The organism is Pseudomonas sp. CMR5c (assembly GCF_003850545.1).
Taxonomy (GTDB): Bacteria; Pseudomonadota; Gammaproteobacteria; order Pseudomonadales; family Pseudomonadaceae; genus Aquipseudomonas; species Aquipseudomonas piscis.
Genome location: NZ_CP027705.1, coordinates 4,453,918 through 4,467,477 on the forward strand (window position 1 = coordinate 4,453,918; position 13,560 = coordinate 4,467,477).

Here is a 13,560-nt window from a genome sequence, read left to right on the forward strand (position 1 = left end):
GATCGATCCAAATCCGATAGGCTTGCAACACAAGATGAAGGCAATTGCGGGCTTTTTCAAGTCCGCAGGCGGCCGGTCAAACCAGCCACCTACATTCAAGTTGCTTAGGCGGGCATTTGACGCTTGTTGATCACGGAGTCGATCAGGCCGTACTCCGCCGCGCGCTCGGCGCTCATGAAGTTGTCGCGCTCGGTGTCACGCTCAATGGTTTCCAGGCTCTGGCCGGTGTGGTGGGCCAGCAGCGAGTTCAGGCGCGAACGGATGTGCAGGATTTCCTTGGCATGGATGTCGATATCCGACGCCTGGCCTTGGAAACCGCCGAGCGGTTGGTGGATCATCATGCGCGAGTTCGGCAGGCAGTGACGCTTGCCAGCCGCTCCACCTGCAAGCAGGAATGCGCCCATGCTGCATGCCTGGCCGATGCAAATGGTGGAAACATCAGGCTTGATGAACTGCATGGTGTCGTAGATCGACATGCCAGCGGTCACCGAACCACCTGGCGAGTTGATGTACAGATGGATGTCCTTGTCCGGGTTTTCGGCTTCAAGGAAAAGCAGCTGTGCCGCAACCAGGTTGGCCATGTAGTCCTCTACCGGGCCAATCAGGAAGATCACTCGCTCCTTGAGGAGGCGCGAGTAGATGTCGTAGGCACGCTCGCCACGGGCGGACTGCTCGATAACCATCGGGACCAGACCACCTGCGGCCTGAATGTCAGAGCTCTGCTGATAATAAGAATTGCGGGACATGTCCTGCAGTCACTCCCAAATAGTCATGTCTTGAATACGCATAAGCCAGCACGAAGGCTGGCTTATGGTGTGTGCTTCGAACGAAAAAAGGATCAGTCGGCTTGAGGTGCTTCTACCGGCTTGACCGCTTCTTCGTAAGAGACCGATTTGTCGGTCACGCTAGCTTTCTGCAGAACAGTATCCACAACTTGTTCTTCCAGCACAACCGAACGCACTTCGTTCAGTTGCTGCTCGTTCTTGTAGTACCAGGACACGACTTGTTCTGGCTCCTGGTAGGCCGAAGCCATTTCCTGGATCAGTTCACGAACGCGTGCTTCGTCAGGCTTGAGGTCGAATTGCTTGACCACTTCAGCAACGATCAGGCCCAGCACTACGCGGCGCTTGGCTTGTTCTTCGAACAGCTCGGCTGGCAGTTGGTCAGGCTTGATGTTGCCACCGAATTGCTGAACAGCCTGAACGCGCAGACGGTTGACTTCGTTATCCAGCAGCGCCTTCGGCACTTCGATCGGATTGGCGGCCAGCAGACCGTCCATGACCTGGTTCTTCACCTTCGACTTGATGGCCTGACGCAGTTCACGCTCCATGTTCTTGCGAACTTCGGCACGGAAACCATCCAGGCCAGCTTCCTTGATACCGAATTGAGCGAAGAACTCTTCGGTCAGTTCAGGCAGCTTGGGCTCGGAAACGCTGTTGACGGTAACGGTGAACTCGGCAGCCTTGTTGGCCAGGTCCAGGTTCTGGTAGTTCTCGGGGAAGGTCAGGTTCAGAACGCGTTCTTCACCAGCCTTGGCGCCAACCAGACCATCTTCGAAGCCCGGGATCATGCGGCCGGAGCCCAGGACCAGTTGGGTACCCTTGGCCGAACCGCCAGCGAAGGCTTCGCCGTCAATCTTGCCAACGAAATCAATGTTCAGCTGGTCATCGTTCTGGGCAGCGCGGTCGGCCACTTCGAAACGAACGTTCTGCTTGCGCAGGATTTCCAGCATGTTGTCCAGATCGGCATCAGCCACTTCGGCGCTCAGGCGCTCGACAGCGATACCTTCGAAACCGGCAACGGTGAACTCCGGGAACACTTCGAAAGTAGCAACGTATTCCAGGTCCTTGCCTTTCTCCAGCACCTTGGGCTCGACCGAAGGAGCTCCAGCCGGGTTCAGCTTCTGCTCGACAACAGCTTCGTAGAAGGAAGCCTGGATCACATCACCTACTGCTTCTTGACGTGCATCAGCCTCATAACGCTGACGAATCACGCTCATTGGAACCTTGCCAGGACGGAAGCCTGGGATTTTGGCCTTTTGGGCAGTCTGCTGCAGACGCTTGTTGACCTGGCTCTCGATGCGCTCAGCCGGCACGGTGATGCTCATGCGGCGCTCAAGAGCAGAAGTATTTTCAACAGAAACTTGCATGGATATTCCTCGTTGCACAGACGATTAGCCGGCCGTTTTCCGACCCCAGAATCAAGGGCATGCATTCTAGTGGGTCGAACTCAAGAAGTCACCCTACTGAAAACGGGTAAAAAGCGGCCAGCAATGTGAAGACGGGGACAAAGGTTCCAGCCCCGCCGTGAGAGCAAATACTACGAACCGAACCAGGGCCTCTGCATCAGCCCTTCTATATATAGAAGGAACCTGAGCGAGCCCCTCGAACGCACCAGCGAACAGCAGCCATCGCCGGGAAAGCTGGCGAATACCGCACGAGCATTCACCACCTGGCGCGCCGCGCGCACGGGGCGCCACCAAGACCGGAAACGAAAACGGCGCAGACCTTTTCAGGTACTGCGCCGTCATCTGCTATTAACTAGCTACTTTATTGGTGCGGACGAAGAGACTCGAACTCTTACACCTTGCGGCGCTGGAACCTAAATCCAGTGTGTCTACCAATTCCACCACGTCCGCGTAACAAGCTTTTAAAGCAAAGGCGCCAGATTGTTAATCTGGCGCCTTTTCGAATATGGGGTGGACGATGGGGATCGAACCCACGACAACAGGAGTCACAATCCTGTGCTCTACCAACTGAGCTACGCCCACCATATTGCGTTACTTGTGCCAAAGCTGCCTAATGGCGCACCCGGCAGGACTCGAACCTGCGACCATCCGCTTAGAAGGCGGATGCTCTATCCAGCTGAGCTACGGGCGCCTTATTAATCTGTATTCTTAGATGACTACAAACTAATTGCTTCAGTCGTTACGAGTTAAACATCAACTCTGCCCGACCTTCTTAACCAGTGCTAGGCTGTGCCCGACAAGTGCGACGAATGTTATAGACGAGCCGTTAGGTCGTCAACTCTTTTTTAAAAAAAATTCATTTAATTAAAGGAGTTAGGGCAATTCACGGACCAAGCGCCTTTGCCCTCTCGTCCCGACATGCGAGAATGCGTTCTCATTTTCTCTCCCTCTCGATGGTTAATCACGCGTCATGACTGCACAACTAATCGACGGCAAAGCGATCGCCGCTAGCCTGCGCCAGCAGATCGCCAAGCGTGTCGCCGAGCGTCGCCAGCAAGGCCTGCGTACTCCTGGTCTTGCGGTGATTCTGGTCGGCAGCGACCCGGCCTCCCAGGTTTATGTCTCGCACAAGCGTAAAGACTGCGAAGAGGTAGGCTTCCTTTCCCAAGCCTACGATCTACCGGCCGATACCACCCAAGAAGCCCTGGCCGGCCTGATCGACCGCCTCAACGATGACCCGAATATCGATGGCGTCCTGCTGCAACTGCCTCTGCCGGAGCACCTGGACTCTTCTCTATTGCTGGAGCGCATCCGCCCGGACAAGGACGTGGATGGCTTCCATCCTTATAACGTCGGGCGCCTGGCCCAGCGCATCCCGCTGCTGCGCCCCTGCACCCCCAAGGGCATCATGACCCTACTGGAGAGCACCGGTGCCGACCTGTACGGCATGGATGCGGTAGTCGTAGGCGCATCCAACATCGTCGGCCGCCCCATGGCCATGGAGTTGTTGCTGGCAGGCTGCACCGTGACCGTGACCCATCGCTTCACCAAGGACCTGGCCGGCCATGTCGGCCGTGCCGACCTGGTGGTCGTGGCCGCCGGTAAGCCGGGCCTGGTCAAGGGCGAATGGATCAAGGAAGGCGCGATCGTCATCGACGTCGGCATCAACCGCCAGGAAGACGGCAAGCTGGTAGGCGACGTGGTGTATGACACCGCCCTGCCCCGCGCTGGCTGGATTACGCCGGTGCCAGGTGGCGTAGGCCCCATGACTCGCGCCTGCCTGCTGGAAAACACCCTGTACGCCGCCGAAACGCTGCACAGCTGAGTTTCCGGTTCTTGAAAAAGCCCGCCATTGGCGGGCTTTTTTCATTCCGTAAATGCACTATTCTCGACGCTCTCATCGCCAGCGGCTCTCAAGGCTCCCTTCCCTGGCGCCAGGGACCGGCCAGACACTACCGTTCAGCAAAAACTTGGGTTTTTTCTTGGTTTTTAAGGGCTTTCGCCTGACTGCTGAAGAGCAATCGACAGTTCTTCAGCCATACTCATAAGATGTTTTCTGTGGTTTCCAGCGGGCCGCAGCGGGATAAACCCCAGCGCTTTCTGGGGTTCTACCCACCACGACTACGCACCAAGCACACACGACCCGCCCTCATTGGTACAAAAATTGGTACGTCCAGTTTTCCCGCCTCCGGCGTCCTGCCGACCGAACACCAGCCCCCTTCCCCATACACCTCGTCGCCTCAAATCGCAGACATGCCAACCCTCGATTACTGTATGCAAATACAGTATCAGTTAAAGCAGTCTGATCCGATGAAGAATCACCCCCTACCCCCACCAGGCGCGAAAGCCGAGCGGATGGCGCAATGGCGCCGCTATCTCGACGACCACGAACAACGTTTCAACCACCCTGAGACGTACCGCAGCATGTGCCGACTCCTCTCGCAAGACATGCTCAACGACCAGTTCATCAGCGCCGCCGAGAAATTCGAACTCGACGAAGTGGCCGATGCCGCGTACTGGCACGCCGTCGAGACGCTGATCGACTGTGCGCCCGATTTCATGCCATCGGCGTTCTATGATCTCGTTGCCAGGGATGGCGGGCCGAGCATCGGTCAGCTTAACGGCCGGATCTACTACCCAGCCGACAGTAAGGACTATGCCGCGCAAATCGTAGGGGAAAGGGGAGATCGGCGCCTGGTGTTCCGCATGACCGGCGCCGTTTGGAATATGGAAGGCATGACGATCACGACCCCAGACGGCCGGATGCATGACCTGGTGATAACGGGTCAACGAATCAACGGCATCGAGTACACGAACATAGATGATCCGGACGCCTATCGAGCGCTTGCGGAGTGCGCTCAGGTGGCCCTGGAAGCTCACGACTTCGGAACGTACCAGCGCGCCCGGCCGCTACTTCTGGCTGCAGCGTTCAAGAAGTGCCCTGTATGCCTAGACCGGTTCGCCACTCGCGAGGAGTGCCAGGCCTGCGCTGGCCATGGGTTCGTTGCCAGAGGGTGCGTTTCGTCAAACCGATAGACGGTCACCGCCCCCATTGATAGCGCGATTCGCGCTATGTATAGTCTAGTCATCAGCACGGCAATCAAGCTAGCGCTGTACCTCCAACGGAGACGATCATGACTACCACCATTTATTCCTACGACTCACGCAAAGCGGATGCCGGCGAGGTCTGGGGAGTCATTCAAGAAACTACCAGCGGGAAGCTGCATGTTGTCACTAAACCCGGTAGCTGTGAGGAAGGGGCCAAGCTGGTCGACTTTAAGAGCATCGACAACCCGGGACGGGGAAAGCGTCCTGAACAATGGGTCAAAGTCGATACCGGTTATGTTGTGACCGGCTTCGGCAAAGAGTACGAAATCAACAAGAAGACCCGCGTAAATGCCTACATCGCGGAGGCCAAATAATCATGGCCTCGGCGTTCCAGTACGGCCCGTTTACCCTGGTTCCCCTCAGAAAATTGAAGGTGGCAGGCGTCGATAGCACCTCATGGGAGCTTAAGTACGATCACACCTATCTGGCTGACCGAGTGGCGCCCTCCTCGGCGACCCAGGCCCAGGTGCGGGAACTATTTGAAAGCGATGTAGGCCGGTTCATCAGTGAAATGTCAGCCCAACACGCCCCCGAAACTGTGCACCTGGTCAACGCCGATACAGACGAAACCGTCGCAACCGTTGCGGTTGTTGGCGACCTCGGCCTAACCCCTGGCCTGATCGATGATCGCTCGACATTCTGGCTACGCAGCTCAAACCACAAGCGCTCCAAGGACATTTACCTGGCGGACTTTCCAAGCTGGGTTGCAAAACATAAGGCCCCAGCCCGGGCATGGATCTGCGGCTTGCTCCCAGAGGAAGTTGTGACCGATAACCCCGCCGAATGGCGAGCCCCCACCAGTTGGGAGATCCGACACATTGTCGGAGAAGGAAGCCTCACAGGGGTTCCTGGCTCTACCGCTGCAGGCATGGTAGGTGTCACCCCACAAAATTTCAGGAAGTACACTGCCGCCGACGGAGCCTCAACGAAGCAGAACATGAGCTTTGCAATGTGGCACCTGCTGATGCACAAGCTAGAGGTTAAGTCGCTGCGCATTGACAGAGGCCCCAAGGGCGGCTAAAAAAAGGAGCTGCTACAGCCCACTGCCGAATAGGCAGCTTAGAAAGTACCTGTGTCACTCTAGAGTCAACTGCCGAATAGGCAGAAAAAAGCCCCGGTCTGACCGGGGCTTTTTATTTTCAGAACAACCCACCTAGTGCTGCAGGCTCCCAATTCATGATCACCAGTTCGCCAGTCACCTCGGCCTGGCCGTGCCGCTGGTTCGCTGTGGTGTACCTGATGTCCAGGCGTTCGAAGTGAAACCCATCGAACGCCCGCTGGATATCCGGGTGATCGTTGATGCTAACCATCACACGCCCCTTGCAGCGCCGCATGAAGTTGGCCATCCGCTCGTACTCCTCGAACGGGAAGTCGACACCGTAGCCCGCTGTCCGCCAGTAAGGTGGGTCCATATAGAAGAACGTGTGCGCTCGATCGTAGCGCTCAACGCAGTCAAGCCAGGTAAGGTTCTCGACGTATGTGCCAGCCAAGCGCTGCCAGGCGGCTGACAGGTTCTCCTCGATTCGCAGCAGGTTGATCGACGGGCCGGTAGTGGCGGTACCGAATGTCTGGCCGGTGACCTTGCCACCGAAGGCATGCTGCTGCAGGTAGAAAAAGCGGGCGGCGCGCTGGATGTCGGTTAGCGTCTCAGGCCTGGTCATCTTCTGCCACTCGAAGATCTGCCGCGAGCTGAGCGCCCATTTGAACTGCCGCACGAACTCCTCCAGGTGGTTCTGTACCACGCGGTAGAGGTTGACCAGGTCGCCGTTGAGATCGTTCAGCACCTCCACCTGCGCAGGCTGAGGTCGCATGAAATAGAGTGCCGCGCCGCCGGCGAACACCTCGACGTAGCACTCATGTGGTGGAAAAAGCGGGATTAAGCGGTCGGCCAGGCGGCGCTTGCCGCCCATCCATGGAATTATTGGACTTGTCACTTCGGCTCTCTTTCTACAGGGGCCGGGCCTGTTGGCTCTCGAGGTGCTCGAAGGTGGGCCGTTGAATTGTGCGCTGGGGGTTGTCCGCCAGCGCTGTTGGGGTGTTGCTACGCTACATGCACGCCGATACCGCGGCCTCCAGCAGCCGCTCGTATCCGATCCGCTGTCGGCGCTCTGCAAGCAGAGCTCGCACCTTCACCTCCAGGCTGTCGGTCTTGCGCAGGCCAGCAGCGGCCCAAGGCGGCACAGCAACGGCCGGCACACGGCACGGCACCTGCACTGGGACTTCGACACGCACGGTGCGCACCTCGGGCTCCCGATGGCCTGCGCAGGCGGTCAAGAGTAGGCATGCCAGCAGCACCTGCACTTTCCAGCTACTCCTGCACATTTTCGCTACTCCTGCAGGCCCTCCCTGGTGGCCAGGTGGGCCCACCCTACAACTGGTCATAGCCCAAGCTCCTGATCGATGATTGATGCCGAGGCAGTGCACTGATCGCCGCCGGTGCGTTCTTGCTGCAGCCGGTTGGCCGCTGCGTAGTCAGCCTGGGCGCCGGCCTTCGCCTGCTCCACCGCCTGCTCCACCCTGGCCTGGCGAGCATTCGCGGCCAGGGTCAGCTCACCCAGAGCCCTGCCCTGCTCCTGCGCCAGATCGGCCAGGTTTTCACGGGCCGCCTTGCAGCTGGCTACCTGGCCCTGCTCGGCGTCCAGCAGCGGCCGGAAATGAGCGGTGGTCGCCCAGCTGCCGACGGCCATGCCGAGCAGGATCAGCAGGCCGGCGCCGAGCAGGCGTAGCGCCCAGCCGCTCACTTCAAGGCCCTGCGCAGGCCTTCCTCGAACACCGCATCCGGGTACGGGTTGCCGCCGTTTTCGTGCACGATGATCCCGAGCATCACGGCACGCAGAGTCGCCGGGTTCTTGATGTCGATCGCGTCGTTTACCTTCACACCCAGGCGCTTAGCGATTGCAACGATGTATGCCTCGGTGTCGTTCTCGTTCCCGGGCGCCCAGCGGGTGATGAACTCGCGGGGTGTATCGATGCCGGGCCCGCCGACGCCGGGCATGCCGTCCTTTCCGCGGTAGTTGAGTAGCAGCCTGCCCAGGGCGCGGATGCCGTTCTCAGCAGTGTCGAAGATTGCGAAGCGGCCATTTGGCTCCTTGCCGAGCTGTCCCTCCCATTGGTTGCGAGGATTGAAATCGATGTTTCCAGGGTTGCGATTGCGCACACCGCGGGGAATGGATTGGGTCATGGGTTTTCTCCAGGCAAAAAAATACCCGCTCGTTGGCGGGTGTGGTCGGGTGTTGTTTCGTTAGATCAAGCCGCGCTTGCAGCTATTGCTTATCGGGGAGGATCAAAAGGATATTGATATTCAGAAATATCAATATAAGGACATTGAGGAATACGATCAGTAGCAGTCCCCCAAGTACCCTGCGGAGTGCCTGGATAACCATTGATTTTTCCATAGGTTGACTCTGGGGAAGTCCACATATTGTGCACGACCATGCCTTCTAGACCGTAGCAACCTTCGTGCAGGCCGCCACGCATGATGTCCTGCCCTACAGGTAACTGGTTCTGGAAAAAACATCCCCTGCTCCACGGGATGTATGCCGCGTACGTCTTACTTGGGTTTAGCTGGTATATGAACCCGTACTCAGGGTAACCACCAAGATAACTACCACCAACATTGTATTGAGGAACAACTACTCTGTAGTAGCCTGCACGACCAAATGGCGTGCCCCACTGGTCCTCAGCTTGTGGGGGTGGTGGCGCCGTAGAGGTACCAATAATATTTAGAGGCTGCTGTAGACTGTTGAACGTGAAAGATCCATCTTTAGCCCTTGTTTTAAGTGCCGGCCCTGTAAAAATTGGCGCCATTAAGTCAAAACAATAAACCTTAATATCGGCTACTTGCCCAGCAAAATAGAAAACCGTGCTATCTCCCTCTTTTGAGACAATGGGTTGATTGCACGCACCAGTTACAAAAACAATAGGACTTATCGCATTCCTGACCACGAATTTATAGATATTATCGTAGTAGATATGAGGGCCTCCGGTTGGCTGGGTGCGCCTCCAAGTCTCAGCAAACTCCACTGGACCGCTCTTGATCAAGCCATAAATAGACTTTGACGTATCGTACAGGATGCTACCATCAGGATTCCTGGCGATTAATGCTGCTGTAGCCATTAAAAGTATCCGTAATAGATTCTACAATTGATCGGAAAACCGCTAGGCAAACGATACTGCCAAGTTATCAGGTTATTTGTGAGCGTCACTCCAGGCGGCTTACCAGCCGAACGCACGCTAGGTTCAAGCGGGGCAATGGTATAGAAATAGCTCTTGCCTGCTGGCATGGTTATAGATGCAGACCCATTCTCTTTGTTTGTAGTAACAAAGCCAACAGACTGACTAAGGTACTTAGTCATGTCTGCCGTAATACTACCGGACTGATCTCTTGTAACAAGTCCTGCGCTCATGATGCGTCAACGCTCAAGTCGATAGCTTTAACGCCGTTCGGGTAGTAGATATAAATCCCGCTATTATTAATCACCAATTTATTTCCTCCTCCAACTTGCCCCATCATCTGGAAAGTCCCGTCTGGCAAAAATGCCCAACCCGAAACATCTTTCTCGTAGTTGTTTGAAGTCAGGTTACTGCCGATCTTTAACATGTTGATCGACCCGTTCTCGATGAATGCAGACTGGATGTATGCGGAGTTGCCTTGAACAACAAACGGATAGAACGTGTTCGCTGTGTTCGGATCGACAATCGCAAACCGACTTGCGGCGATCAGCACCTGGCTGGTGATGATGCCTTCGTTGTTTTCCACCCCAACGCCGATACCCGCCAGGTAGGGCTTCCCGTCCACCGTAAGCTGCGTCTTGATCGAGTACATCGCAGCGAGCTCTGTCTTGATCTGCTCGACCTCAACCGACGCACCGCCGCCGGAGTCGATCTTCTCGAGCAGGTGCTGGCTCAACTGCGTCTCGGTGATCTGGTTGTTCAGGTACTCGAGGATCGGGCCGGCGTCGGAGGACGACTGCCCAGTGACCGGTCCGCGAAATGCCCCTACGTTGCCGATGCGGTCCACCAGCCGGGCCCAGAAGTAGAACCGTACGCCGGCGGCCAGGCCCATGATGGTCAGGTCGGTCTGCGGATAGGCGTAGTCGCCAAACTTGATGGACGTCGCTACGTCGCTTGTCTGGCTGTACCAAATCTCGGTCCGTTGCACGTCCGCGGTGTTGAGCCCTGCCGGAATGCCCCAGGCCAGCTTGATGCCGAACACGATCGAGGCCGCGGTAAATGACGATGGAACCGGTGGCGGCGTGGTCTTGCCATTGAGTACGGTCTCGACCGAGGTGGCGAACACCGAACCGATATCCAGGGAGTTGATCGCTCGGACCTTGGCCACGTAACGCCCCGCATAGATTCCGCTCACATCGACAGATGTGCTGCCAGTGCGGCCGGCGAAGATCCAGTCGCCATCGTTCTTGCGCCAGTACACCTCGAACGCAATGGCAGAATCCGGGCGCTCCCACTCGATAGTCATCACGCTGACCGCGCTGCCCTGGTCGACGAAGTGGCCGTTGCTCACGGTGACGTTCGTCGGTGGCCTCTGCACGCTCGGCGGGATCACAGTTACAGGCGGGCGCTCGATGCGCGTGCCGTTGTCGATCGCACCGAATTTGCTGGCATTGTGGCGCACGGCGCTGATGCTGTACTTGATCTCCGAGCCCGAGAAATCTTCAGCCACGGACATCACGCGGAACAGTTGCGTGGCCAGTGTCGGTGAGTCGATGGCCCACATTGAGTGCTGAGGTGGCAGCTCCTCAAGATCCTCAGACAGCACGACTTGCTGAACCTCGGCCGGAAAGCCAGTCGTATCCATGGTCATTCTGCCGCTGGACCACTTGATGCCACGGGTCGACCACTTTACTGGGTAACCCACGGACTTGATCACCCGCGACACTGCCTTGCCGGTGGGCATGATCACTGTGATGGTGTCGCCGGGATAGGCTTTCACATCGGCATCAAGCACCAGGCTGTCGAGCGTAGATGAGCGCAGGCGCCCGCCGATCCTCCGGCCGGCCCGGTCGTTGTCCGCGATGCGGATGATCTGTCCAGGGCGAGCCAGGGAGCCGTCCAGGCCCACGGAAAACCCCACACTTTCGGTTTCCAGGCGGTTGGTCAGCAGCGCCCATTTACCGATGCGCTGGGCCTGACCCTGGGAGGTGCAGCCGGTGGCGGTAATCTCTGTCTGCTGGATGCCGTAGCGAGTGATGCCGGCCTGGTCGTCAACATACTCCACCTTCTGCCGGTAGAAGTCTGTCGGGTCGTTCCAGCTCACCAGAGCCACGGTGTAGCGGGTTTTCTTTGCGGATCCTGAGTAGCCGAACTTGCCGTCGATCACGTTGGCGTTGGCGTAGGTGTAGACCGGATCTTCTGGAATGTCGGCCACAGCCATTACCGAGCCAGCGGCCCAGTAGGCCATGCCGCGGAAGGTGGTAGCCAGGTCTTGCAGGACGTCGAGCGCGTTGGAGCGCGTTTGAAGGAACAGGTTGCAAGTAAAGCGCGGCTCGGTCCCGCCCTTGCCATCGGGCACCGGCTGATCGCAATACTGGCCGATGCGGTACAGCTCCCAGCGGTCGACCTGAGCGGCGTTGAGCAGGTGCCCGAGGCCGTACCGGTAGTGCAGCAGCAGGTCGTAGAAGATCCAGGCCGGGTTGTCGGTCCAGGCCGTCTTGAACGAGCCATCCCAAACGCCGCTATAGGTCCGGGTGGCCGGGTCGTAGTTGCTGGGCACTCGAATAATGCGACCGCGCAGGTCGAATGACCTGGTCGGAATTGACTGAAACTGCGAGGCATCGAACTGCAGGCCGACAATGGCCGAACCCGGGTAGCGCAGCTTGGCGTCGATCACTTCGGTGATTGCATCGATGCTCGTTTTATCTGCAATCGCGCCGGATGTGCTGTTCGGCGTCAGGCGCGTAACCCGGATCTGCCAGCCAGTGGTTGCTGGAGGCAGGTCGACCCGATGGGAGCGCTCGTACTTAGTGGAGGTCTTGCCGCTGAACGCAGACGCCAAGACCTGGACCCAGGCGCCACCATTGGTCGACAGCTCGATCTTGTACTGCACGGTGTAGCCGTTGGTATCGCCATTGCTGGTGTTCGTCTGCGATAGGCGAGGAACGGACAAGCGCACGCGCACCGCCGACAGCTGCAGATTGGTGATAGCTCGAGTCCAGGGCTGGTCGCTTTTCAGTTCGACACCGATAGCGATTTCGCTCTCCACCGCCGGAAAGCCCGGGATGTAGGTCTGGTCCTGGCTGCCGGTTCGAACATCGAGCGAAACGCCGCTGAAGTTGCGGGAGCCGTCGGCATTTGCGAGTGGAGTTTCGTCGAGGTAGACGGAGCGCTCGCCCGCCACCAGGCCATGGATCTCCCCTTCGCTGACAAGATCCAGCATCCGAGCATAGGCCGTACTCTGCAGGCTGTCCGGGGCTTCCACCGCTGGCCGCGGCTTCGACTCGCCGCCCTTGTATCCGATAATTTCCTGGCTCATGACTTTCCTTCGGGCAAAAAAATACCCGCACTCGGCGGGCCTGGTGGCAGGTTCTGGTTTACATCTGGTCTTCGGAGTAGATCCCTGCGCTGATCACTGCGCTACCGACGATCATGCGGCCGTAAAGTAGCGGAACCGGGTTGCCCTGGACGCTGGTATTCACGGCGCCGTTGAAGCTGTAGCTGGGGCGGTTGTTGGGGGCGTCCTGGGTTCCAAGCCCCTTGGCCTGAGGGCTGAGCATCTGGATCACACCGCCAGCTGTCATGCCAACGCCAGCACCAAGAAATGCAGCCTGAGCACCTGGAGCAACAAAAAAAGAAGCAACGATTAGAGCCGCTCCAACAATGGTCTGCAGGAGGCCTGCGCGCTTAGATCCCGTAATAACTGGAACAATTCGGATCACGTCTCGCCCGGTTGGCTTTCCTAGGTCGTCCTCTGTAAGGTTTTCTTTTCCATTGAAAACCGCATAACGCAACCCTTTGCTTGTGCTGTCCATCATATGCTGCTCGAAACCAGCAAACTGCTTGAAGTATCCGCGAATATCGCTGAATCCAGCACCAGTGACGATGCGGTGGCGGCGCCCAAATTTTTTGGCCAAAGACCCCGACAGCAGAACTGTTTGCATTTTTTCATCAGGCATACTTCCTCCAAGCAACAAAAAGCCGCCCTAAGGCGGCTGCTTAACCAAGTGGTCAATACGCAACGTATGGACCTATGTACATTCCAGACATATCGGAGCTGACTCGAAAAACACTTTCTTGCCCCAATTTTG

The 13,560-nt window shown here is 57.6% G+C and carries 13 protein-coding genes and 3 tRNA genes; 4 read left to right on the forward strand and 12 right to left on the reverse strand.

Annotated features, from left to right (window positions below):
- Positions 1 to 104 precede the first annotated feature (104 nt).
- The 5 genes from clpP to C4K40_RS20395 form a co-directional block, all read right to left on the reverse strand.
- Positions 105 to 746: an ATP-dependent Clp endopeptidase proteolytic subunit ClpP gene (gene clpP / locus C4K40_RS20375; protein WP_016965272.1), complete on the reverse strand. Its 642-nt coding sequence runs from the start codon at positions 744 to 746 to the stop codon at positions 105 to 107.
- 92 nt (positions 747 to 838) lie between these two features.
- Entirely contained in the window at positions 839 to 2,149 is a 1,311-nt protein-coding gene (gene tig / locus C4K40_RS20380) for a trigger factor (RefSeq protein ID WP_031320173.1), read from the reverse strand.
- A 404-nt stretch (positions 2,150 to 2,553) separates the two neighbouring features.
- Positions 2,554 to 2,638 (reverse strand) — tRNA-Leu (locus C4K40_RS20385).
- 56 nt (positions 2,639 to 2,694) lie between these two features.
- Positions 2,695 to 2,770: transfer RNA gene (locus tag C4K40_RS20390), tRNA-His, on the reverse strand.
- A gap of 32 nt (positions 2,771 to 2,802) precedes the next feature.
- A tRNA-Arg gene (locus tag C4K40_RS20395) sits at positions 2,803 to 2,879 on the reverse strand.
- Between the two features lie 279 nt (positions 2,880 to 3,158).
- Here C4K40_RS20395 and folD point away from each other — a divergent pair.
- The 4 genes from folD to C4K40_RS20415 all read left to right on the forward strand — a co-directional run bounded on the left by folD (position 3,159) and on the right by C4K40_RS20415 (position 6,317).
- Positions 3,159 to 4,013: a bifunctional methylenetetrahydrofolate dehydrogenase/methenyltetrahydrofolate cyclohydrolase FolD gene (gene folD, locus C4K40_RS20400; RefSeq protein WP_022639734.1), complete on the forward strand. Its 855-nt coding sequence runs from the start codon at positions 3,159 to 3,161 to the stop codon at positions 4,011 to 4,013.
- Positions 4,014 to 4,498: 485 nt separating this feature from the next.
- Complete coding sequence (locus C4K40_RS20405; protein ID WP_083456984.1) at positions 4,499 to 5,224, forward strand: hypothetical protein; 726 nt, start codon at positions 4,499 to 4,501, stop codon at positions 5,222 to 5,224.
- Between the two features lie 98 nt (positions 5,225 to 5,322).
- Positions 5,323 to 5,610: a hypothetical protein gene (locus C4K40_RS20410; protein WP_053136741.1), complete on the forward strand. Its 288-nt coding sequence runs from the start codon at positions 5,323 to 5,325 to the stop codon at positions 5,608 to 5,610.
- A 2-nt stretch (positions 5,611 to 5,612) separates the two neighbouring features.
- Complete coding sequence (locus tag C4K40_RS20415; RefSeq protein WP_053136743.1) at positions 5,613 to 6,317, forward strand: hypothetical protein; 705 nt, start codon at positions 5,613 to 5,615, stop codon at positions 6,315 to 6,317.
- Positions 6,318 to 6,435: 118 nt separating this feature from the next.
- Here C4K40_RS20415 and C4K40_RS20420 read toward each other — a convergent pair whose 3' ends face one another.
- From C4K40_RS20420 to C4K40_RS20450, 7 genes are all read right to left on the reverse strand, one after another.
- Entirely contained in the window at positions 6,436 to 7,230 is a 795-nt protein-coding gene (locus C4K40_RS20420) for a DNA adenine methylase (protein ID WP_053136746.1), read from the reverse strand.
- A 112-nt stretch (positions 7,231 to 7,342) separates the two neighbouring features.
- Entirely contained in the window at positions 7,343 to 7,618 is a 276-nt protein-coding gene (locus C4K40_RS31975) for a hypothetical protein (protein ID WP_053136749.1), read from the reverse strand.
- Between the two features lie 56 nt (positions 7,619 to 7,674).
- Entirely contained in the window at positions 7,675 to 8,037 is a 363-nt protein-coding gene (locus tag C4K40_RS20430) for a hypothetical protein (RefSeq protein WP_053136752.1), read from the reverse strand.
- Positions 8,034 to 8,477, reverse strand: a complete 444-nt coding sequence (locus C4K40_RS20435; RefSeq protein WP_053136755.1) for a structural protein P5 — start codon at positions 8,475 to 8,477, stop codon at positions 8,034 to 8,036. Before C4K40_RS20435 ends, C4K40_RS20430 begins: the two co-directional genes overlap by 4 nt.
- An 89-nt stretch (positions 8,478 to 8,566) precedes the next feature.
- Positions 8,567 to 9,412 (reverse strand): hypothetical protein, encoded by an 846-nt coding sequence (locus C4K40_RS20440; RefSeq protein ID WP_124421346.1) that lies wholly within the window; start codon positions 9,410 to 9,412, stop codon positions 8,567 to 8,569.
- A gap of 286 nt (positions 9,413 to 9,698) precedes the next feature.
- Positions 9,699 to 12,788 (reverse strand): host specificity protein J, encoded by a 3,090-nt coding sequence (locus C4K40_RS20445; protein ID WP_053138933.1) that lies wholly within the window; start codon positions 12,786 to 12,788, stop codon positions 9,699 to 9,701.
- Positions 12,789 to 12,846: 58 nt separating this feature from the next.
- On the reverse strand, positions 12,847 to 13,428 hold the full coding sequence (locus C4K40_RS20450; protein WP_053138930.1) for a tail assembly protein: 582 nt from the start codon (positions 13,426 to 13,428) through the stop codon (positions 12,847 to 12,849).
- Between the last annotated feature and the right edge of the window lie 132 nt (positions 13,429 to 13,560).